Here is a 22,725-nt window from a genome sequence, read left to right on the forward strand (position 1 = left end):
ACCACTACAACTGGCACCGTCCCCATATGGCGATCGGCGGCCAGCCACCTATCTCAAGAGTACGGCTGAACAACGTAGTGGGTTTACACAGCTAGCAGGTCGTTTCCAGAGTGACTTGGAGGCGCGTCAGATCACTGAGCAGATGCGCTTTCTCAGGAGCAATGACCTAGCTATGCGCGTTGCGACTTATCGGCTCCACCGAATCTCGAATCAAAGGGCATGGTACGCGTCGAAGGCGAAGGAGAGTTCTTCGCGCAGTAGGACATGTTTCGCTGTAGTTGTGGCCGCGAATACCGCCGCCGTCGCTTCTGCGCTCCTGAAGATAAAGTTTTCAGATTTCCAGTACTGGCCGACAGAGGTCCTGGTCGCAATCGCGTCCGGGGCACTGGCCTACCTGCAGTCAAAGCGATACTCTGAACTAGCCGCCTCCTATGCGTTAACCGCTCATGAGATTGGAGTCGTGGAGGAGCAGCTGGCGCAGGTGAAGGGTGAGCGGGAATTCTCCCTCTTCGTCGGAGACGCTGAGAATGCTTTCTCTAGGGAGCATACTCAGTGGGAGGCAAGAAAGGATATCTAACCAAGCAGGGGTGGGTATGAAATCAAGGAATGTTTTCGTTAGCCATATACAAGAGGACGAGGCACACATTCAGAAGCTCTATGATCTGCTTAGTCGATCGGGGTTTCAGTGCAAAGACTCGTCAATTACCTCGCAGACTCCAAATAATGCCCAGAGCGAGGATTACATAAAGTACCAGGTGATATCGCCTCAAATTGAGTGGGCTGGGGTGGTTGTCGTGCTTATTACTCCTGATACCCGGACCAGCGATTGGGTGAACTGGGAGGTGGAGCGTGCAAGCGCGTTGGGGAAGCGGATTGTAGGGATATGGGTCCATGGGGAGGGCGGTTGCGATCTCCCGGAATCCCTCGTGAAGTATGCCGATTCAGTTGTTGGGTGGAATTCGGAGCGGATCATTTCAGCCATCGAGGGGAAAGATAGTTGGGAGTGCTCAGATGGATCTGAGATGGGGGATAGGGAGATCAAGAGGATCAAATGCCAATGAGTCGCTTGTATAGCTATGTGGTGGTTAGGGACTTCGGTTTTGCGCCAAATCCATTCTCTGGATCATGTACTCTGGCTACCTGTAAGCCGAAGATACGCGGGAATGCGTCGCTAGGGGACTGGATAATTGGAGTTGGTGCCGTTTCAACAGGAAGGCAAGGCGACCTGATCTATGCTATGAAGGTTGGCGAGGCGCTGAGTTTCGATGAGTATTGGAATGATCCACGTTTTGAAGTAAAGCGGCCGGTGCTCAATGGAAGTTTAAAGCGCGCCTATGGTGACAATATCTACCATAAGGAAGCGGGCGCTTGGATTCAGTCGGACTCCCACCATAGTTTCCCGGGCGGTAGAGCCAATCTCGAAAACATGAAGCGTGACGTTAGCGCAGATAGGGTTTTAGTTGCGGATGATTTCTATTATTTCGGCGATCGTAGAGTGGCTGTTCCGATGTCTGCGAGGAAGCAGGGGAGGCATGACTTATGTCGCCCAGGCCGGGGCCACATCGTTAATATTCCGGAATCACTCAAAGATTCCTTCCTTGCCTGGCTAACGTCTAGCCATGCTGCCGGAGTCCACGGTCAGCCGGCGCAATGGAAGGGAGCCTTCTGAACATGACTCGCCTTAAGAGCGTCTTCGGTTTTGACCAATATCTGAGCTCTGCCATGAGCTCAAATCAATTTCAGGGGACAGATGATGAGCTTTTCAAGCATAAGCTCGGCCTAATAGGTGAGGTTGGTGAGCTTTGCTCGGGGATCAAAAAAGCAAAGAGGGATGCGCTGACGGACGCAGAGGCAAGTGTCGCGTCTGAGGAAATTGGTGACATTCTCTGGTATCTGTTTGCAATAGCTAAGCATCAGAAATTTAGGATGTCGGCTTTGCTAAAATCGGCCATTAATGAAGTTGCGGCCATTCTTCGCGTGCAGCCGCTCGGGGGGAGGGACGCCGATGTAAGTTTTCGGCGTCTGACGGGCTTTGTTAACGCTAGCAAGAGCTCGGTTCAGATGGGAGAGAACGAAGCCCTTCAGCGTGCTGTTGGGCGAGCCGGTGCTCTGGTCTCGTCACCCGGTGCAGCACTTCCTGCGCTGGCTGGAATGCTAGCGGATCTTGCGCTCCTGACGCACTCCTTGAACCTCGACCTGGAGCAGGTCGCCAGAGATAATGTTGATAAGGTTCGTGCGCGGTGGCCGGGTGCAAGTCCTTCGCCATCGGAGCTCTTCGACTCAGCTTCAGATCAGAACGAGCAGCTCCCGCGTACACTTTGGGTACGGTTTGAAGAGCGAAAGGTCCGCACAGTTCCGTACGCGTTCATCTCGGTCAATGGCATTAACGTTGGAGATCGATTGACCGACAATAGCCACGAAGCAGACGACTACCGGTTTCATGATGTGTTTCACCTGGCATACGCTGCCTGCTTGGGTTGGTCGCCAGTTCTTCGCGCCCTACTTAAGCGAAAAAGAAAGTCATCGCCAGCACTTGATGAGAATGAGGACGGCGCGCGAGCGATAATAATCGAGGAGGCTATTTCCACATGGATGTTTAACATCGGGCGCGAGCATCTTTTTGCAGGGGTGCGCTTAGAGAAATTTCCTTACCCGGTTCTGAAGCAGGTTCAGTCGCTTGTTAAGGGGTATGAGGTCGAGGCGTGCCAGCCCTGGGAGTGGGCAAATGCTATCCTTATGGGGTTCGAGGTCTTCAGAACTCTGAAGGAAAAGAGAGGCGGTTATGTCGTCGCCGATCTCAACGCGCGCAGAATCACGTACAAAGGGCTTCAAGAAGTAGATGAGCTTACTGAGCACAAAGAAGTTCGTAGAGCGACTGGCAGGCGTAAGCCTGCCAAGGGTGTTCAACCCATACGCAGACGTGTGCGTAACACATGATAAGTCTGTTGAGAGTCCGCTGATTCGAAGGGCACTCCTCCTCAACTATCTAAATGCGGTCAGGGAAATTGATTCTAGGGTCATGTGGATGGGGCGGGACCTCGGCTACCGTGGAGGGCGACGGACCGGCGTCGCCCTGACTGATGAAGCGCACTTGTCCGAACTGGGTACGCTTTATGGATTTGCACAGCCGCAGCGATCAACGGTGGGGCCAGTTGTGGCGGAGCGGACTGCTACAGAGATCTGGTCAGTTTTGCGTCAAATAAGCGCTCCGCCCATGCTTTGGAATGTATTCCCATTTCATCCGTATGTGGATGGGGATGAGCTTACAAACAGAAAATTCACCGCTCATGAGTTTGCGGTTGCGAGCGAGCTCAATATTCAATTGATTAGGATTTTGAGGATTGAGCGAATTGTCGCCATTGGGCAGGACGCGGCTATCTATGCATCCAAGCTGGGCGTTGAGGTTGACCAGGTGCGACACCCAAGCTACGGGGGAACCTCCGACTTCCGCGAGGGCATGTCTCGAATCCATGGTTTGACCCGTCTGGATAGGCAGGGGACGCTTATCTTCTAGTTCGCGCATTGCACTGTACCTATGCTTCACTCGCCGTACTTTGGCGACGTACTGTAATGAACCACGGATTTTCTGCTCAGGTGTTACTTTCCCCGAAGGAGACGTCGATGAGAGAAATGCTGGTAGAAAACAATTAGGCGATGGCAGGCCCGGCATCAGTCGGCGCTGGTCCTTGAGTTCACCCAGAGCGAGACGGCTGCGGCCGCAGCCAGCCGGCGGTTCGATCTGACCCCCGCTGAGATCGAAATTTGGGTCGAGGACGGCAAGCGCGGCGTAGAGAATGCCCGGCGTGCCAAGCCTGAGGATATGCGTAGGTAGTACGAGCGGCGGCTGAAGGGTCTTCAGGAGGCCTCCGGCGAGGCAATGCTGGTGATCAGCGCCCGAAAGAAGCGGGCCGTCCTGAGGGGAAAGGACGTGAGCTGATGTTCTCGGTCCAGCAGGGGCTGAAAGACACGGGTGCCGCGCGTCGGTCGACATACTCCAAGCCGACTAAGGGTTCGGCCAAGGCCAATTCCAAGCTGGCCGAGCCAATCATAGATATGATCGAGGCGGAGCCATCGTTCGGCTACCGCACTGTGGTTGCATTGCTGGGCGTGAATCGTGCAGCGGATCTTCCAGCTCAAGGGTTGGTGCAAGAAGCACCCGCTTGGTCAGCGTCCGCGAATCGAAGCGAAGACTTCTCGCGACCAGGGGCAGGATCAGTGATGGGCTACGGATCTGTGCCGGCTCTGGGGTGGCAAGGACGGCCGGCTCAGCAGGTTGTTAGTGATCGACTGCGGCACGCGACATTTGCTGGGATGGCACTTGTCGCAAATCGGTATGGCGAGCACCGCATCGGCGACCTTCCGAGAGCAAAAATCGGTGGATCATTACAGAAAATTTTCGAGTTAGTGCTCTGGGCAACCTGATGGGAGACGGCAGCTATCAAAAACAACGTCTCGGTGAAATTCCAAGAAGCTAAGTTGCTTTGCGGAGAAGACTCCACAACGATGCGAAGCATCCAGTTTCAGACCAAGACGAACTTGCACATCAGGCGGCAGGCCGCTCGAGACTAGCAGGCGACCGATCGACGAGAAACTAATCCACCCCCGATCAAACAGCAGGTCCGCATGGGGGGCCAGCAGAAGGCCGTTCTCCCCATCAACACGCTCGCTATGAGTGCTATCAGCCCATGGCTTGATGTGGCTCGCGCGGAGGAATCTGAGGTCCTCAATGCCGGTCAACCGGCAACCCTTCTCAACGCCGATCAGGCGCTCGCGGAAGAGACGTTGCTTCGTCCGCACTTCGGTTTCGCGTCTTGTAGTGGTCGCGCCGACGTCATCGATAGCGGCATCGATCTCTGCTTGGTCCGTCTCGCTCGCCGCAAGGCCCAGCGAGGCTTCCAATGATCTCAAGCGGAAAACGATCGCAGATCGTGGCTGCCCTTCTCGATCTAGTGTGCCAGGTTGAACGTAGGAGGACTGGCAGATGAACCTACCAAGGTACCGGTAGGGCCGCCCCTTGCCCATCATCTGGAACACTACGAGCGTCTTGCCATCCCTGACGTGCTCACCAATCGCTCGGTTGCCCGCTACGTACTTCATGTCTCCGACTTGACCCTCGCCGAAGTAATGAAAGACTTCGTCGTCGTCCCAAAAGTCGTGGTAGCCGTGAGACACGCCGGCCTCGCCAGTGAACGCGATGACTAGCGGATGCTCCTTGGGCGTCGAAATGCCGCCTTGCTGTTGGCCGCCAAATACACCATGGATCTGCTTTTGACGGTTGTAGAGCGCGCCCACCTCGAATGGGAGTTCCATCCTAGATCCCTGTCCTAGAAGCTAACTGCCCAGGATTCTAGCCAGAACCAGGTTCCTTGTGTCATTGGTTGACGCGTTTGGCTGTCTCGACAGGGTGCAGATTGGGGCTATTGGGACGCAGACCTAGAGCAGCTGTTCTCAGGTGCGCTCAAGTTCCTCCTGCGTCTCTCTGATGAGCCCCATCCATCTTTCCAACGCTGTAGCTCCACTGCATCGCTTGCGACCGTAGACATGGTGACTATCAGAAGACTCGGCCCAGAGTTGTCCACGAACAGAACGGCATCGCCGCGTACGCTCATATCAAAGAAGCGTCTACTGGAATCATGCTTTCCGATGATGACGCCTTGGCAAGCCAATGCTTCGGCGTAGCTCTCGGCATCGGCCCGAAACAGGGCAAACTCCGAGTCGGTGAGTCTTGGGTAGTTCACAAGACTCATTGTGGTGGCTGGCGCGTACGTCCCTCCAATGATCAATCCCAATAGCGCTGCCGTTGTCAGGGCAAGCAAAGTCCGGCTCGGCATAATGAGGCCAGTGTTGGGGGCTAAAGGGCTCAGACAGCGGCGAATGCTTGGGACCGTGCGTACGATCCGCGCATTGCACTCGATGTACGTAGCGAAGCGCGCTCTACTCCCGAACCTGCAGCCGCTCAATAGCCTGCGCAGTCAACGCTACACAAGCCATCTTCAACCCCTCCATAACCCGATCGCCCAGGTACTCCTCAGGCGCGCCGTTCTGCCGAGTCCGCTCCGCAGCCAGCATCAGCTCGGCCACCACACGCAGCCCCGCTAGCGCGCAATCCGCGTCCGCCAGCTGAAGGCACCGCCCAGGCAGTTGATGACGCTCCGGCCAAGGTTGGCCGTCCGCAGCCGCACCGGTTTCGATGCGGTGCAGCGTGGCGACGAAGGCGTTGGGATCGACGGAAGGTTCGCGCTCGGGTTCGGCGTTGTCCGGATCGTACTGCGCGTGCAGGGAACGGAAGTCCGATGTGTTCATGGCAATGCTCCGTACAGGACAGATAGCAGCGCCACCAATAAAGGTGGCGGACGGTGCGGGCTCGAAAACCGGTATGTACCAGACCGGCGGATCCGAAGATCCCCACGCACCGTCCGCCATGGAACGCGAACGGATTGCCAGCCGGCGCCACAGAAAAGTGACGCCGGCCGGCAAGCGCATACATCTGGTACAGAGACGGGTTTTCGAGTCCCGCGCCACCCTTTTCCGGTGGCACGCCAAGAGATACCCGTGCAGCAACCAAATGCCAAGAAACCACAGGACTGTTGATTGCCAGTCCTGACGCTTTCAGCATTGTCGCACACGGTGTTAAGCCAGCAAGCGATTGCGCCGCAACGCTCTTGAAGCGCTTGGCGCTATTGGCCTCAAGCGCAGGAATGCCCGCAGCCAGGGCCATGGCGTAGGACCAATTGCGACAGATTGGAGCAGCGGTTCAACCAGGAGGCGCCTCGGCCGAAGGCACGAAGCTCAAACGCACCCGCACCCGCGCATGCAGCGCGACGCCCTCAACCACGACTGGATCAAAGCGCCATTGGTCCACTGCGGTAAGGGCCGCACGATCAAACTCCCGCAGTCCGCTGGACCGCGCCACCATCACGTCGGAAACGTGGCCCAGCTCATCCAGTTGAGCAACCAGCAGCACCGCCATGGGAGCCTGCAGGAAGGTATCGGGCGGCGTGGCAGGGGCCGTTGAATACTCAATGGCAGGTGCCTGCCGCAGCTTGAAGGAGGGGTTGTCACCGGCCTCTACGAACACTTCGGTGGACACCTGCAGGTCTGCCGCCATGGCCATGGCATGTGTAGCGCTCAGCAGCATGAGGGCGAGGTTCAGTGCCAGGGCGGCGTTCAAACGGGGCATACGTGGTATCCATTCCGGTGCGCTGCCAGCATAGCGGCTATCCCCCGGCTGGCTCCCGCTTGGAGCGGCTGGCCGCGCCCATGCCGACGTTGTAGTGGCGGGTGATAGCGCGTGGGTAAAACCTTCCAGTCGCCCGGCGAGGATCGTGGGCATGATCATCTCCTTGGGGTCAGGGGATGGCGTGGAGCGTGCATGGCTGGGGCGGGTCCCAGCCATGCGCTCAGTCCCTAAACCGCGTTGCCGGGCCTGCCGAAATCTCTGGCCGTGCCGTGGTTCAGATGGGGATCATCGGGTAGGCGACTTCACCCAGGTCGGGCGCGTCGTCCCTCATCATCAGATGCAGGATAGCCGGTACCAGTTGGCCCAGGATGGCGGCGCCATCTCGCAACTGCTCACGATTGGCATGGCTGTCCCACGTGGCCCCGCCATGTACCAGCTGGTTGCGCAGTACGTACAGCCGGTCAAGCACGATGGAGAGCACGACTTCAGTACGCCGCTCAACCACGGCCTGCAGCGCCGAGCGCTGGTCCTTGGCAAAGCGCTCTGCCCACTGGTCGCTGCTGTCATGTTCCCGCAGTGCCTTCCAGAAGCGTGCATAGACAAAGCGATTCCCGATAAGGGTTCGGATAGGCCCGGGAAACTGTTTGAACAGGATGTCCTGCAGGCTTCCTTGCTTGTCATGCCTCAGCAAAGCATCGAAGAACCTGCGCAGTTGTTCGCGCTCGGCATTCTCGAATCCGAACTCCTGGGCATAGGCTGCGTTCAGCGCAATCCACAGAAACAGGAATCGCGCGTCCGTATCCTCGTCTTCCTGTTCGGCGCGGTTGAGCCAGCTGATGGCGCGGTGTAGGCGCACGCGCGTCGAGTCCGGCTGTGCATCGCGAATCTGACGATGCACTTCCTTCAGAGCAGTCGAATCCATTTTCCCCCCTGTAAGATTTGCCATTATGCATGGCACCTCCGGCTGGGAAACTACTCCGAACGTCGCGCACTCCGCCAAGCCTCGGGTAATCCCTGCCAAAGCGCATCCAGAGTGGCTGCGCTGCCGCACGCCAGCGCAGTGGAGCGGCACTCGGGGCAGGTGCGGAACCAGGTCAGTCCCTCGATACGCGCATCCCCGGACGAAGGCAACGTCCGCTTCCAGCCGCAGTCTCGGCAATGGTAGGTCGACTTTTGCGCCAGTCCCCACATGCTCTGCCGAGCCTCAGTCATCTGCGCCGACAAGCTGCTGGTCCGTCAGCCAGCGGCCCAGCCCATACAGCGCGAAACCGTAAACCACCGTGGCACCGATAATCTTGAACATGCAGTCCCTCCTCCTGGGTAGTAGCGGGGCGTCCAATGCCCCTGTTCCGATCCTTCGGCGTCCATTCTGCAGAGGGGTGCGACAACCTGTGTCGCGTCACCCAGGCCGATACTCGGCGCTCCCGGGATCGTGGCGGCGCGATTGGATTTCGGACCATTCCTAAAGACATCGCGCGCGAGTTGGCGATAGATTCTGCTGCAGAGCGATCCACCACAGGCGCCCCGTGCAGGCTGCGTCGATGCCCGCCGAGCGCCGTGCCATTGGCATCCGTAGCCGGCCGCTATCGGCTTGCGTTTGGATTACTTGAGCCTCCATCGGAACACACATCGTTCCACATCCACACCCGCAGATCGTCCTGTGTCTGCTGTGAAAGCGTGATCGGATTCAAGATAATCACGAGACCAAGGGAAGGAACCCGTTGTTGGCCGAAGTGGCTTCTTGCGACATCAGATGTCGCAGCTTTCGGTTGAATCGGCTCGTCCCCTGCTGGGATGTCGTGGAAACATACAAAGGACTGGCAACATGGACACCGATAACCGCTCCTCGCTGGCGCGCCAGTGGCGTCTGCTGCAGTTGCTGCAGCCTGCTCCGCACTACCGCACCGTGAAGGAGCTCGCCCAGACCTTGGCGGCGGAGAGCTACAAGGGGGGGACTCGAACCATCGAACGGGATCTGAACGCCCTGTCGCTGCAGTTCCCCATCGAGAGCAATGATCTTCAGAAACCCTATGGTTGGGCATGGATGCGCGGCGCGGCCGCCTTCAGCATGCCGGGCATGTCCGTCTCACAGGCGGTGGTGCTGCTCACCGCGCAGCGCAACCTGCAGGGACTGTTGCCAGCCAATCACTGGCCTGCACTGACGCCGTTCTTTGACCAGGCAGAGAAGACGCTGGCGGCGGTCCGCACGACGCGTTCCACGCGGCGCTGGCACGAGAAGGTCGCCGTCGTGCCAGCCAGCCAGTCCCTGCTGCCGGCTGCGGTGGACACCGACGTGGCGGTCAACGTGCACCAGGCGCTTTTCAACGAGAAGCAGCTGCGCTTGTATTACGTGGCCCGTGGCCGTAGCGATGCCAGTGAGTACGTCTTCCATCCCTACGGGATGATCCAGCGTGGAACGTCCAGTTACCTGGCTGGACGGATTGATGGGCGCACGGAGACCACTACGCTGTCGCTGCACCGGGTACAGCGTGCAGAAATGCTCGACGCCGACACCGAAGGTGCTGAGTCCTTCGAACTCGGAAACTATGCGAGCCGGGTTGCAGCAGGCTTCGAGAGCAAGGGACCTCTGTCCGTTGAGCTGGAGCTTGATGAAGCCCTGGCCCAGCACCTGGCGGAGACACCGCTCTCCCGTGATCAGAAGCTGGACGTCGGGGACGGTCTTGTTCCCCGTCTGCGGGCCACCGTCGATGACTCCGCCCAACTGCGCTGGTGGCTGCTCGGCCTGGGCGCATCGGTACGCGTTCTGGCTCCCGCAGCACTGGCCGATGATATCGCCGCTCGCCACCGAAGCGCCGCACAGCGTTACTGACGTGTGGGTGCGACGCCGGATGTCGCACGCCCGCAACACAATCTTTCCGCGCTACTCCTTCGACCTACACGCCACACAGGGGAAACAGATGTTCGCTGTTAAGAATCAATGCCTTGGTCTGTTGGACCGGATTACGACGCTGGCTGACAGCGCAGCGATCGAACTGCCTGAAAACCACTCGCTCGCCGAAGAAATGCAGCGGGCCGAACTGTTGGTACCGATCATCGGTGCGTTCAGTGCAGGAAAGAGCTCGCTGATCAACACCTTCCTGGGCGCGGACATCCTCCCGGTCGGTATCACCCCGGAGACTGAGCTGGCCACCGAGTTGCGCTTCAGCCGGGATCCCCACGTTCTGGCGCACCGTGCCGATGGTGGCAGTGATCGGCTCGCCGTGGAGGACTTGCTGTCCATCAAGCCGCGGGCCTCGTCGTACACGCACCTGGAACTGCATCTGGACGACCCGCGCCTGGAAGCGCTGTATCCACAGGTTCTCGTGGACATGCCCGGCTTCGGCTCCTCGCTGGACAGCCACAACAAGGCCATCGCCCATTATCTGCCGCGTGGCGCGCACTTCATCGTGGCCGTGAGCGTGCCCGACGGTACTCTGGCCGAGTCGACGCTGCGCCAGCTTGAAACCATGCAGACCTATGAGGCTGGATTCTCGATCCTGCTGAGCAAGGCGAACCTGCGTTCGGCCGAAGAAGTGGATGCCGTGGAAGTGGCTGTACGGGAGCAGCTTGAATTGCGCCTGGGCGTTGCGCCGGCCATGGCACGCGACGACCGCAAGCAGGGCAATGGACTGGCCAGTCTGCTGCCCAAGATCAGTGCAAGTGATCTGTGGATCGGCCGCTTCCTGCCGCGAATCTCGCGCCAGCTTGCCCACGCTCGTGCCCAGGTGAAAATGGCACGCAAGGCTTTGGATCAGAGCGATGCGGATATTGATCGCAGCGTACGTCAGCTGAATGATGCCCTGGATGATCTGAACGCCCAGCGCGACGCCCTCGTGGCCAAGCTGGGCCGTAGCCGCCTGAGCCAGGTGGTCGAACAGTGCGTTGAGGAAGTAGGCCAGGCCCTTCGCGAGGCCTCCAGTGAGCTGCAGGCGGCCGCTGCCGGTGGCAACAACCCGCGGTTTGCGCAGGTCGTCAGCGATATTTCCCGCCAGCGCTTGAGTCGTGTGGTCAAGGAACGCATGGAAGGGCTGAGCCAGCAGGCGATTGGTGATCTGGCCAAATCCCTGTCTCAGCGCGAGGTGGATGAGGTTGGCAGTGTCGGCGGACCGGACTGGACGCAACAGATGCAGACGCGCGTGCAGGAGACGCTGACCCAGACCGGTCAAGCGCTCGAGCGCTGGCAGGGCAACCTGCAGAAGGCGCGTGAAGACGAGAAGCTGCTGCGTCCCTATGCCGGTGATGACGAGAATGATCGGGAGAAGACCCAGAGAGCCCGAGTCGCCTTCCGCAGTATCACCACCGTTCTGGCGGTCACCACCAGCGTCGTGGCGCCGGCGATCGAGCTGGTCGTGATCTTCCTGCCGGAGATCCTCGGGTTTGTGTCGCGCAAGCTCCGCGAGGAGGAGCTGCGCAAGACCATCGACAACCAGGTTATTCCGTCGGTGCAGCGCGAGTTCCGGACCAAGCTGCCCGAGCTGCTGCAGGCACAGGTTGATGGCCTGATCGAGCAGGCCGTGCATGAGTTCAAGACGGCCATCGAGGAAAAACGGCAGCTGCTGGAAAGTGTTGTGGCCGAGCAGAGCAGTCCTGCCCGCGCGGCACGCGTGAAAGCACTTGACGCTGCGGAAGCTGGTCTGACCTCCGTTGCGAACGAAGTCGTCGCGCTGGAGTCCGCCCGATGAGTGCTGAAGTGATCCTGGACCGTCAGCAGAAGTTGATCACGTGGCTTGCAGCACACGCCGACATTCTCAATGGCGCCGTCGGGGCTTCGTCGCAGTGGGAGATCGACACGATCGATAGCCTGAAGGAAGCGTTGTTGCGACTGGACGACGAAAATCGCCTGATGGACATTGGCATTGTCGGCCGGGTCAAGGCCGGCAAATCGACGCTGCTCAACGCGCTGGTTTTCAACGGGGAGTCAGTACTGCCGCAGGCGGCGACGCCGATGACCGCAGCACTGACCACGCTGACCTACGGCGAGCGGTTCAAGGCGACCGCGCGCTTCTACTCCCAGGCGGATCTTGCCAACATCGAGCAGGCTGCTGCTGTGTACAGCGACCTGCTTGAGAAGTCGCTGATCGAAGAGCTGCGACGCACGGAAGGGCGTGCGGGCCTGGACCCTGAGCGCCGAAGGGAGCTGGCCGAGCGGGGTGCCCGACGGGCACTGGCCACCCAGCAGCCGTCCTTGCAGGCCTCGCACGAACAGTGGGCGAAGATCACGGCGTCCGGCCTTTCGCTGGCCCACCTGAAGGAGGACAAGCCGCTGGAGGCCGACGACGTAGAGGGCCTGGCGGCGTTGCTGGCGGACTACGTTGCCGCGGAAGGTCACTACATGCCTGTAACCAAGAGCGTCGACATCGAGATGCCGGTGGAGGCGCTGCGCGGGCTGCGCATCATCGATACGCCGGGGCTGAATGACCCGGTCGCATCGCGCGAGGCACGCACCCATGATCTCTTGAAGTGCTGCGATGTGGTGTTTGTCGTCAGCCCGGCAGCGCAGTTCATGAGTCAGGAAGATCTGGACGTGATGGCGCGGATCACCGCTGCCGAGGGCATCCGCGAACTGGTGCTGGTTGCCAGCCAGGTGGACAACACGCTGCATGGTTCGGAAATGCAGGCACAGCTGCATGCTTCGCTTACCGGTCTGCGGCGGGAGCTTGCGGGCCATGCGGGCAAGGTGCTGGATAAGCTGAAGCTCTCCAACCCCGAGGTTGGAGATGTATTCCAGAGCCTGGTGGACAAGGGTGAGGATGCGATCATCCACAGTTCCGGCATGTGCCATTCGATGTCCGTCGAGTTCGACAGCGTGGCGGATTGGCAAGGTGGCCGCCTGACGGCGTGGCAGAACCTCAAGGAAACCTACCCGGACTACTTCAGGGATGACAATCCAGGGCTGTCACGCACCAATCTCGATCAGTTGGCCAACATGGCCGGTCTGCATGAGGTGGTGGAACAGACCCGTCTAGCGAAAGCGCGCGTGCTGGCCGCTCGGCGCCAGGACCTGCTGGATGCCAAGGAGCGGAAGCAGGTCGAGCTGCTGCGTGAGCTGCGCAGACAGTTGTCTTTGCGCAGAGGGGAGATTGGTGAGGCCGGGCTGACGGAGCTGAAGAAGAACAAGCGAGGGTTGGAACGTCGCAAATTCAACCTTACGGTGGCTCTGGATGATGAGCTCATGGGTATCAAGACTGGTTTCGTGAATGGCCTCAGGAAGGCCATGAAGGAGGTCATCGATGGCGCCTACGACGCTGCCGATTCGGGGGTGAGCAGGACGGTAGGTACCGAGAAAACCACCCGCCGCACTGAGTCTCCTGGCGCCTTCAATTGGGTGGCAAGAAAACTCTGGGATGGCGGCTACCGGGAGTATGAGGAGAACAACCGCACCGTCCTGCCTGCTGCTGTGAAGTCCGCCGTATCGGCATTTGCTAGTGGGCTGCGAACAGATCTTGACAGCAGAGCGACTGAGTTGCAGGCCAAATTTGGCAAGCGGCTGTTTGCAGAACTGCTCCAGACGGCGCGACGGCAGTTGGACGATGAGCTGGACATCGAGGCGGTTTATTCATCGCTGAAGAGCATCGTCAATGGCGTGGAGTTTCCTCCGGTTTCGCTTCGGGCACCGGTGCTGAAGGCATCCACCATGAAGCTGAAGGGTAGCGAGGCCGATACGTTCCTCGAGCAGGCGCAGCACGCCATTGAGACACTGCGAGAAACGGCTGAGGCCGCGGCCTACGAGTATGTTGAGACAGTAAAGAGGGCAATTCCAAAGTCTGTTGCAGATGACTTCATTGGGCACATTCAAGCTCAGTTCGATGCACTGCAGGCGCTGATGGAAGACGCTGAAAAGACGCGGGCGACACTGACCATGATGGATGCGGAGCTGGAGGCAATGCAGTGAGTGGTGACAATGGCAGGCCGTTGTTCGAAGGCACCAGCGCGCAGCACCTTACCTACCTCGCCGGGTGGAAGCCGTGGGGCCGTCGGCTCCACGTGACCGCCATCCAGGAGCAGATGGATGCAGCCAGCCAGCGTTGGATCTCCATCGTGGAGGACCATCGACGGCTCAACATCACGGCGGAGCAACGCGCGCTTGCCTTGGCAGAGCGGGAAGCTGAACTGAAACACGCATCCGGGGCTCTGGCGGAGCGCGAGACCGAACTTGAACGCGCATCGGAGGCTCTGGCGGAGCGGGGAACTGAGCTGAAGAATGTGTCCGAGGCCCTGGCCGAGAGTGAGACCACCCGTAGTCGCGAGCGTGACGATGCACAGACCCGCGAGCAGGCACTGGCTGGCGAACTCGATGCCCAGAGGCAGGCCTCGCAGGAGTTGCAGAAGGAGCTTCAGGAAGCGGGCAGGCGCGAACTGGACCTGAGCCAGCGCTACGGCGCCGAGAAGATGGCCCGGGCGCAGCTGACGACGAGCCTGGTGGATGCCCAGGACCGCCTTAAGGTGCAGTCCATGCAGCATGCTGCAACCCAGGCTGCGCTTGAAAGCGAGCAGGAGCAGAGCCGCCAATTGGGTGGCGACCTGGATCTTCTGCAGGCCGAACATGCCGCAACGCAGATCCGCTTTGCGCTCGTTTCGCGCCTGCTTGCTGTGCCGCCGCCGCGAAATGAGGGAATCGAAGCCTTCCAGAAGCTGCTCGATGATGACTACATGCGCTTTGCGAGTGCCGAGGCGTCCCTCGCTGACGAAGCGAAGGCGCTGAGGTTGTTGCAGTCCATCCAGCAGGAGCTGCACCTGATGGCGGCCAATCCGGACATCTTCCGCCGCACGGTCGTGGGGGTGGTCGGTGGCTTCAGCAGCGGAAAGTCGGCCTTCATCAACAGCTTCCTCGGCAAGGATTTCAAGCTGCTCTCCAGCGTCACGCCGGCAACCGTCATCCCCAGCTACGTGTATCCCGCGCAGCAGACGAAGATCCAGGCGTATTCGTTCAATGGCGGCTGCATTGATCTGGATGCCGGGTTCTACCAGGAAATGTCCCGTGCGTTTGTCGAGAAGTTCAGCTTTGACCTCAAGCGGATCATGCCCTTGGTAAGCGTCGGTACCAGCATGGACACCGAGCGCACCGGCAACATCTGTCTGATGGATACCCCCGGCTACAACCCGGGTACCGAGGGTAGTTTCAGTCAGAGCGACCGCGCGGTAGCCGTGTCTCACTCGCGGAAGTCGGATGTGCTCTTCTGGGTCATCGGAATTGACGCCAACGGTACGACTCCGGATTCGGATATCGAATTCCTGAAGGAGATTGGTTTCGAGGGACGCCCTGTCTACGTGGTTCTGAACAAGGCCGATCTGCGATCAGCTGATCAGATTGAAGAGATCCTGGGGCAGATCGAGGACGAAATCGAGCTGAATGGAATCACGGTTGAGGGCATCAGTGTTTACTCCTCAAAGTACGGCAAGGAGTACGAATTCCGTGGAAAATCCATGCAGGACTTCCTGCGTGAGCGTCCCAAGGGTCGTCTGCCGATGGAGCATGTCGAGGATCGGATCAACGAGGTGTTCGAGCTTTATCGCAGTGCCATCACCGAATCCATCGCGACGGCGAAGGCCTGCCGCTCGGCCGCGCGTGCGCTTGCATTGGACCTGATGCAGGGAGATGTCCAGGATGCGGCAACCATGCGTTCGGCAACCCAGAACGTGGAGACCATCAACGCGGCGATGAACCTCGACGCCCTGTCCAGACTTCTTGTCGATGCGGACCAGATCAATGCCGCTTTCCTCGATGCAGCAAGACGGGTGCTCACGCCCGCTTGATGCGGGTGTGGCCTGGCATGACCGGTCTTTGCCTGAATGTCGCTATGGCTTGGGGTCTGCCTTCCGCCAGGCCTCAGGCAGACCGTCCCAAAGGTGGTCGAGGGTGCGGGTGGGGCGGCCAGAGACGGCGGGTGACCTGCACTGCGGGCAATGGGAGAAGTGCGTCAGCCCCGGCAGACGCACATCCCCCGTTGGCGGGGTGATACGAAGCCAACCGCAGGCTGGGCAGTGATAGGTCCAACGTTGTGTACGTCCCCACATGGGCGGCTTGCCTCCGTATGAATGGCGGGGGCATCCCTGCCCATGGTGCGTCCTGCTGGTCCATCTTCTTTGAGGGCGCGACAGCCAGTGACGCATTGATCGGAAGAATGGCTGGCCGGCACATGCAAGAGCAATCGAGCAGCACAGATACAAGCGTCACCCACACCAGGAACAGGAACAGGGGAAAGTGATGAACCAGCAGACCCAATGCACGCGCCATGTATCGCGCCGTGCATCCACGCGCGCACGCGCCTGCGGGAGGATTTGAGATGCCTTCCAGCCTGACATGGCTCGACCATGACGCTGCGGCACAGGCACGCAGCGCTACGCTGCTGGCCCTTCTGGACCAGCCCGGCACCCGCGACGAGCTCGGATTTGGCGGTATCCGCGATGCGTTGTCCGACCAGCTGTTCCCCGGCACCTCCGTCATCCAGACGCGGCTGCGATACATGCTTCTGCTGCCGAGGATGTTCATGGGCCTGGAGGCTTCTTCGGTACGCCCCAGGGATTTTGCAGAGCGTGCGCGGCAGGATGAGCTGAAGCTCAATGATTGCCTGGCGGCGGAGGACGGGGCGTTCGGTCGTGATTCCGGCCACACGCTCAAGCGCCTTGCCAGCTCCGTCTACTGGGCGGGCATGCGCTCCTGGGGCATCTTCGCGCGATCGGGCTCCCAGCAGGACTACTTCTCGGCCATCGAGCAGATTCGCAGGGAGCGCAGCTGGAAGCAGCAACGCGACGACGGGATGGAGGACGCTGAGCTGATTGCACAGACCTGGCATCCCTCACTGGAGAAGCTCGTACCGGTGGCCGCACTGGAAGAGGGATCGCTGTCCCTGACCGCGGACGAGGCGGAGTTCATCCGCGAGCAATGGAAGGTTCATCACCCGCAGACCCTGCTGGTGTGGCTGGCGCAGGACAAGGGGCGATTGGGCGACTGTGCCGACGCCGGGTTCCCATGGCTGCATCCACAGATCCGCCAGGCTCCGCAGCCGCTGCGTGAGCTCGTGGAACACGCGCGTCAGTTCTCCCGTCTCGCCAACGGTGCGTCGCTGGTCTACAACCTTGCCCTGGCGGAGGCGTCTTCCAACGATGAACGTCGTGAGGAGTACGGCCAGGAACTGAAGACCTGGATCGACGGCGTTCCGGCTTCGCAGCTGGGCGAATGGGACATGGTGCAGTTCTGGGAGCAGGTGGAACGGGTGGGGCGTCCGATTCATCCGCGCACCCGCGAGTTCGTGAGCAGCTGGCTTGCGCTGGTCAAGGCCGGCCAGGCCGACAGCCCGCAGTCACGCAGTCTCGTGCGTGAGCGGGAGCGCTCGCTGAAAGGCAATCTCTCGCGCTTCAATCCTGAAAACCTCGATCGCTGGAGCGGTGCGTCCGGCCTCGGAATCCTCAATTACCGGTGGGGCATCACGCGCCGTCACCTTGCCGACCTCCTGCACGGCCTGGAGGCCGCATGATCCATCCATCTGCACGCAGTACTCTGACCGAGGCCTTGCAGCCCCCCAGCGGCTACCGGTTTGATGCCGGCGTCGCCACTACGTACAGCCTGTCGCTGGGCGCGTTGCTGGGATTGCCTGCACATTTCGCTTTGCTCGGCGACCACGACAACAGCGCCGAAGAAGATCCTTTGCGCCTCGTGGAAGGGCTGCGCCGGGCAAGCCGCAGGCTTGCGGTGTTCTGCGAACGGGGACGGATGGAAGCACCGCCAGCAGGCAACGCATTGGCGGTGCTGGCTGAGGGCATGGTGCATGAGGTCTGCGCCCCACACGGCGGCGCCTTCCACCCGAAGATCTGGGCGCTGCGCTATGTGGCCATCGATGCGGCCGCCGAACCTGCCACCGTCGTACGTCTGCTGGTGCTGACCCGCAATCTGACCTGGGACCGCTGTTGGGACGTGAGCCTGCGCCTGGATGGTGTGCCAGGAAAGGCCAAGGAGGCCAGCAACAAGCCGCTGGCGGACTTCCTGCGCTGGCTGCCGCTGAATACCGAAGGGGCGTCGCCGGACCTGGAGCGGCAGGCGATGATCGTATCGTTGGCGAAGGACATCGAGCGCGCTGACTGGGAAAAGCCTCCGGGCTTCACCCAGCTGGCGTTCCACGTGCTGGGTACTGCAAAGCGGGCCGTGCCGTGGAGTCCGCTCGAGGGCGGTGGCAAGGCCCAGGATGTGTTGATCGTCTCTCCCTTCGTACGCGCTGGCGCGCTGCAGACGCTGCGCGAGCACTGCAACGGCGACTTCATGCTGGTGAGTCGCGCCGATGAGCTGGATAGGCTTCCGGCCGGCGCCTGCCTGGCCGATGACAGTGCCTACGTGTTGAAGCCCGACACGCTGCTCTCCGAAGGTGAAGAGGCTGGACAGGCCGATACGCTGCAGGGCCTGCACGCCAAGGTGGCCGTGTTCCAGCGCGGCCAACGGGTGCACGTTGCAGTCGGTTCGGCCAATTACACCAACGCGGTTGTGCAGAACGGCAGCAACGTTGAAGTGGTTGCGGAGCTGAGTGGTCCGGTGAGCAGGATTCCCGCGCCGAGGCAGTGGCTTGACGAGCATCTTCAGCCCTTGCTGGACACGTACACGCCCGGTGGGGGCGAAGATGCGGAGGGCGCAGAGCGTCGCCAACTGCAGGACCAGCTGGAGGCCATCCGTCGCCAGATTGCTGCTGCCGCCTGGACGCTGCACTGCGAAACCCATCCGGTCTCGGGATGGAACCTCGCGCTTTCGTGCCCGGGCCTTCCGCTTGACGGTGCCACGCTGCACGCGTGGCCGTTGGCGGTGGTTTCCGAGCGGGCCCGTCCTGTACAGGCGGGTCAGGTTGATCTGGGAACCTTTGCCGGCCATGAGGTGAGTTCGCTGGTTGGCTTCCAGGTCACGCCCAACAGTACCCGCGCCGAGGAGCTGGCCGTCCCGCCGTTGCGCTTCGCGCTGGAAGTTTCACTGGAGGGCGCTCCAGACGACCGCGCGGACGCGCTGGTGGCACAACTCCTGGGTAACCGCGCGGCGTTCCTGCGCTATCTCGCGCTGCTGCTGGATGATCCCCAGGCCGCAGGCTGTGGAGCGCGCAATCGATCCGAAGGCAGCGGCGGCGGCAGCAGGGATGCGAGTGGCCTCATGGCGAACTACCCGCTGTTTGAACAGCTGCTGCGGATCTATTCCCGCGAGCCTGAACGACTTGAAGCGATTGATCGCATGGTGAAGCGGTTGAAGGACAAGCAGTTCGATGGGCAGCCCTGTCTGCCCGATGATTTCCTGGCCCTCTGGGAAGTTGTGGGAAACGCTATTGGCAAGGAGGCTGCGTAATGAACAGGAATACAGATCTTTCGGATCCGACCCCCGTTCTTGAGCGGCTGAAGGGCTTCCAGCGTAGGACGGTGAACTATGCGTTCCGACGCATGTACGAAGATCACGATCCGGCACTGCGTTTCCTGGTCGCCGATGAGGTGGGGCTGGGCAAGACGCAGGTGGCCAAAGGTCTGATCGCGCGCGTGGTTGCCCATAAGGCAGCCAGCAAAGAGCGCATGGACATCATCTACATCTGCTCCAATGCTTCCATCGCGTCGCAGAACCTGGAGCGTCTTCGGCTTCGTTCGACCAAAGCGGTTCGCGCTACCCGGTTGACCCTGCTGCCGCTGGCGCTTGCCGATGGCGGTCTGGAAGGCGACGGTGTGAACTTCATCAGTTTCACACCAGGTACTTCGTTTGAAACAACCAGCCGTGGAGGACTGGCCCGCGAGCGCGTGCTCATCCATCGCATGCTGCAGGGCGTATCCAGGCTCAATGCCAACGGCTTGGCCTGGGTGCTGCGTGGCGGTCTGGGAGATGGCTGGCGGCAGCATTTTGAGCACGAGGACGGCGTGGATGAACCGGATGAGGCCATCACCCGTACGTTTGTCAAGTCGTTGGACAAGAAGCGATTGAGACAGCTTGTCGAAGTCTGTGACAGGCACGCCGGTCGGCGGACGCGTGCACTGGACAGTGACGAGCGCGCCGAAGCCCTCGAGCTGACGTCCTGGCTGCGCACCACGCTGGCGCACTGTTGCCTGAAGGCACTGAAGCCTGATCTGGTGGTGCTGGATGAGTTCCAGCGCTTCCGCGAGCTTCTTGCCGTGCAGGATCCTGACTCCGATGACGAGGCTGCCCCGGCATCTTCTGCTGCAAAGCTGGCGCAGGAGTTGTTCGACCATGAGAACAAGCCTCGCGTGCTCCTGCTTTCGGCCACGCCCTACAAGATGTTCGTCGCCCAGCAGGAGCAGGAGGATCACTACCGCGACTTCCTGGCAACGGCGTCATTCCTGTTCAATGATCCGGAAGAGGTGACCGCGCTCCGCGCTGACCTCGCCGCATTCCGTGCATCGCTGGTGGGCGTGGGGGCATCGCAGGATGATGCACGTGTGCTCAAGGGTGCAATCGAGAGTCGGCTCAAGAAGGTGATGTGCCGGACCGAGCGCGTGGGTGTAACCCGGGGCCGCGATGCGATGGTGAGGGATGTCCCGCTTCCGTTGTCGCTGACATCGGAGGACCTGGCGGACTACGCCTGCGTGGATGCGCTTGCAAGAGCGGCGGGGACGAATGATGTCATGGAGTTCTGGCGCTCCAGTCCCTACCTGCTGAACTTCATGCGTGAGGACGGATACACCTTCAAGCGCCGCATGATGGATCGACAGGGCAAGGCGGCTCTGGGGCGGGCGTTGTCCCAGCATCCGCAGTACAGGACGCTGGATCAGGATGCGCTGCAGCGGTACAGCCCGTTGGTGGCGGCAAACCCGAGAATGGACGTGCTGGCCAAGGATATGGAGGACCAGGGCAGCTGGCGCTTGTTGTGGGTTCCTCCTTCCATGCCTTACTGGGCAGGAGAGGGTGCGTACGCGCAGGTATCCCATTTCAGCAAGACGCTGGTGTTCTCAAGCTGGAACATGGTTCCTGATGCGATTGCCGGCCTTCTTTCCTACCATGCCGAGCAATTGGCCATGGCGGGGCATGCGCTCCAGCCCGGATACGACGCGCCTGGCAAGAGCCTGAGTGCTCGCTTGCGCTTCAACAGCGGCAAGAGCGGGCATGAGGACATGAACGCGCTCACTCTGCTGGTTCCTTCCCTCGCGCTGGCCACAATGGTCGATCCCTTGGCGATGTCGGTCGCTGCAGGTGGCTCGCTGCACTTGGCAGATGCCAGGCGTGAGGCTGCCGGTCGGATCAGGGAGAGGATGGAGTCGCTTGACCTGCCAGCGTCCAGGCACTCGGGGCCGCCTGACGTGCGCTGGTACTGGTTGACGCTGCTTCTGCTTGAGCGTGCGCATGTCCAATCGCATGTGGACCCGTGCTGGGGTTCGGAGGACCTGACGATTGGTGCGGGTGAGGATGAGGAAGACGGTGGCGCCAGCGTTTCAGGGCAGGGGTTCTCCCGTCATGTGGCTTACTGGCGACAGGTATGGGGGCGCGGTTTTGACGAGCCCTCTCTGCAGACGCTTGGGCCACGTCCCGACGACATTGCCGAGGTACTGGCTGATCTCGCATTGGCGGCACCAGGTGTGTGCGCTTTGCGTGCATTGCTGCGCCTGCTGCCGGGAGACAATGAGGCCGACCTTCGCCAAGCCGCCATAAAAATTGCGGACGTGTTCCGCCGACAGCTGAATATGCCCGAAGCGGTCGCCATCATCACTCACGAGGAAGGTGGGGTGTATTGGCGGCGGGCGGTGGCATACTGCGCAGAAGGCAATTTGCAGGCTTTGCTTGATGAGTACCTGCATCTGCTGCACGAGCAGAACGCAGCGGACGAGAAATCTACCCATGCTCAGGCCATCGCGAAGGGCGTGAGTGATGCGGGCCACGTGCGCGCAAGCCAGCTTCACCCTGAGGGTGTGAAGCTGTTGGATGGAAAGCTCGTGCGCGACGATGCGCTGTCATTGCGTTGCCGGTATGCGATGCGCTACGGAAATGCCACCGAGGACGACAAGGTGGTTGCCCGCAAGGACGCGTTGCAGCATGCATTCAACTCGCCCTTCCGTCCCTTCGTGCTCGCATCCACTTCGGTGGGGCAGGAAGGGCTGGACTTCCATTCCTGGTGCCACTCGATTGTTCACTGGAACCTGCCTGGCAATCCGGTGGATCTTGAGCAGCGGGAGGGGCGCGTTCATCGCTACAAAGGACTGGCCGTCCGCCGAAACGTTGCGCGGCTGGCCGGGTTCGTGCCCGACCAGGCAGCCGGTGACCCATGGGCGGGACTGTTCACCAATGCAGAGGTGCCTCACAAGGAAACGCCATTGGCGGGCCTGATTCCATATTGGATCTGCGAGGCACCGGGCGGTGTGGCGGTTGAGCGAAAGGTGTTCCATTTTCCTCTGAGCCAGGACAAGCACCGCTTTGATCGGCTGAAGAGCAGCCTGGCGCTGTATCGTATGGTCTTCGCGCAGCCCCGCCAGCAGGATCTTCTTGGGCACCTGCAAGCGCGTGCGGAAGGCGGTGAGGATGTCCAGGCATTGCTGGACACCTGGCGGATCGAACTGCTGCCGGACTGACCGGGTCGGCCGGGCAGGGCGCA

General features: G+C 60.6%; 17 protein-coding genes. 12 read left to right on the plus strand and 5 right to left on the minus strand.

What is annotated here, in order from left to right; translation table 11 throughout:
• Window positions 1-172: 172 nt before the first annotated feature.
• From AC0Z6F_RS20335 to AC0Z6F_RS20350, 4 genes are read left to right on the plus strand one after another with little or no spacing between them, the layout of a single operon-like run.
• Window positions 173-577 (plus strand): SLATT domain-containing protein, encoded by a 405-nt coding sequence (locus AC0Z6F_RS20335; RefSeq protein WP_485619593.1) that lies wholly within the window; start codon window positions 173-175, stop codon window positions 575-577.
• 16 nt (window positions 578-593) lie between these two features.
• Window positions 594-1,061, plus strand: coding sequence for a TIR domain-containing protein (locus AC0Z6F_RS20340; protein ID WP_478465153.1), 468 nt, complete (start codon window positions 594-596; stop codon window positions 1,059-1,061).
• Entirely contained in the window at window positions 1,058-1,669 is a 612-nt protein-coding gene (locus AC0Z6F_RS20345) for an Nmad2 family putative nucleotide modification protein (RefSeq protein WP_080354129.1), read from the plus strand. The genes AC0Z6F_RS20340 and AC0Z6F_RS20345 overlap by 4 nt, the downstream gene beginning before the upstream one ends.
• 2 nt (window positions 1,670-1,671) lie before the next feature.
• On the plus strand, window positions 1,672-2,937 hold the full coding sequence (locus AC0Z6F_RS20350; protein ID WP_485618307.1) for a MazG nucleotide pyrophosphohydrolase domain-containing protein: 1,266 nt from the start codon (window positions 1,672-1,674) through the stop codon (window positions 2,935-2,937).
• A gap of 247 nt (window positions 2,938-3,184) precedes the next feature.
• On the opposite strand, the gene AC0Z6F_RS20355 is transcribed toward AC0Z6F_RS20350, so the two are convergent.
• A complete protein-coding gene (locus AC0Z6F_RS20355; RefSeq protein ID WP_154344321.1) occupies window positions 3,185-3,523 on the minus strand; it encodes a hypothetical protein in 339 nt (112 codons plus the stop codon).
• A 413-nt stretch (window positions 3,524-3,936) separates the two neighbouring features.
• On the opposite strand from AC0Z6F_RS20355, the gene AC0Z6F_RS20360 reads away from it, so the two are divergent.
• Window positions 3,937-4,422: a hypothetical protein gene (locus AC0Z6F_RS20360; protein WP_485618304.1), complete on the plus strand. Its 486-nt coding sequence runs from the start codon at window positions 3,937-3,939 to the stop codon at window positions 4,420-4,422.
• Here the strand turns inward: AC0Z6F_RS20360 and AC0Z6F_RS20365 are convergent.
• The 4 genes from AC0Z6F_RS20365 to AC0Z6F_RS20380 form a co-directional block, all read right to left on the minus strand.
• Window positions 4,402-5,310 carry an HNH endonuclease gene (locus tag AC0Z6F_RS20365; RefSeq protein ID WP_485618303.1) on the minus strand — a complete coding sequence of 303 codons (909 nt, stop codon included), beginning with the start codon at window positions 5,308-5,310 and terminating at the stop codon, window positions 4,402-4,404. The genes AC0Z6F_RS20360 and AC0Z6F_RS20365 overlap by 21 nt on opposite strands.
• Before the next feature lie 624 nt (window positions 5,311-5,934).
• Window positions 5,935-6,303: a hypothetical protein gene (locus AC0Z6F_RS20370; RefSeq protein WP_485618301.1), complete on the minus strand. Its 369-nt coding sequence runs from the start codon at window positions 6,301-6,303 to the stop codon at window positions 5,935-5,937.
• A 451-nt stretch (window positions 6,304-6,754) separates the two neighbouring features.
• On the minus strand, window positions 6,755-7,333 hold the full coding sequence (locus AC0Z6F_RS20375; RefSeq protein WP_485618299.1) for an energy transducer TonB: 579 nt from the start codon (window positions 7,331-7,333) through the stop codon (window positions 6,755-6,757).
• 121 nt (window positions 7,334-7,454) lie between these two features.
• Window positions 7,455-8,102 (minus strand): HEPN domain-containing protein, encoded by a 648-nt coding sequence (locus tag AC0Z6F_RS20380; RefSeq protein WP_012509880.1) that lies wholly within the window; start codon window positions 8,100-8,102, stop codon window positions 7,455-7,457.
• Window positions 8,103-9,005: 903 nt separating this feature from the next.
• Between AC0Z6F_RS20380 and AC0Z6F_RS20385 the strand changes: the two genes are divergently transcribed.
• The 7 genes from AC0Z6F_RS20385 to AC0Z6F_RS20415 all read left to right on the plus strand — a co-directional run bounded on the left by AC0Z6F_RS20385 (window position 9,006) and on the right by AC0Z6F_RS20415 (window position 22,702).
• Window positions 9,006-10,010 (plus strand): helix-turn-helix transcriptional regulator, encoded by a 1,005-nt coding sequence (locus tag AC0Z6F_RS20385; protein WP_004139622.1) that lies wholly within the window; start codon window positions 9,006-9,008, stop codon window positions 10,008-10,010.
• A complete protein-coding gene (locus AC0Z6F_RS20390) occupies window positions 9,967-11,862 on the plus strand; it encodes a dynamin family protein (RefSeq protein ID WP_229298172.1) in 1,896 nt (631 codons plus the stop codon). The genes AC0Z6F_RS20385 and AC0Z6F_RS20390 overlap by 44 nt, the downstream gene beginning before the upstream one ends.
• Window positions 11,859-14,072 (plus strand): dynamin family protein, encoded by a 2,214-nt coding sequence (locus AC0Z6F_RS20395; RefSeq protein WP_485618297.1) that lies wholly within the window; start codon window positions 11,859-11,861, stop codon window positions 14,070-14,072. The genes AC0Z6F_RS20390 and AC0Z6F_RS20395 overlap by 4 nt, the downstream gene beginning before the upstream one ends.
• Window positions 14,069-15,934, plus strand: coding sequence for a dynamin family protein (locus AC0Z6F_RS20400; RefSeq protein ID WP_012509883.1), 1,866 nt, complete (start codon window positions 14,069-14,071; stop codon window positions 15,932-15,934). The genes AC0Z6F_RS20395 and AC0Z6F_RS20400 overlap by 4 nt, the downstream gene beginning before the upstream one ends.
• A 530-nt stretch (window positions 15,935-16,464) precedes the next feature.
• Window positions 16,465-17,655, plus strand: coding sequence for a DUF6361 family protein (locus AC0Z6F_RS20405; RefSeq protein WP_004139630.1), 1,191 nt, complete (start codon window positions 16,465-16,467; stop codon window positions 17,653-17,655).
• The gene (locus AC0Z6F_RS20410; RefSeq protein WP_004139631.1) at window positions 17,652-19,490 is read left to right on the plus strand and encodes a phospholipase D family protein; all 1,839 of its coding nucleotides are present in this window, start codon (window positions 17,652-17,654) and stop codon (window positions 19,488-19,490) included. The genes AC0Z6F_RS20405 and AC0Z6F_RS20410 overlap by 4 nt, the downstream gene beginning before the upstream one ends.
• Entirely contained in the window at window positions 19,490-22,702 is a 3,213-nt protein-coding gene (locus tag AC0Z6F_RS20415) for a helicase-related protein (RefSeq protein ID WP_100433942.1), read from the plus strand. The genes AC0Z6F_RS20410 and AC0Z6F_RS20415 overlap by 1 nt, the downstream gene beginning before the upstream one ends.
• Window positions 22,703-22,725 lie beyond the last annotated feature (23 nt).

The sequence above is a fragment of the Stenotrophomonas sp. 1L-E-5-B-C3 genome (assembly GCF_057292075.1).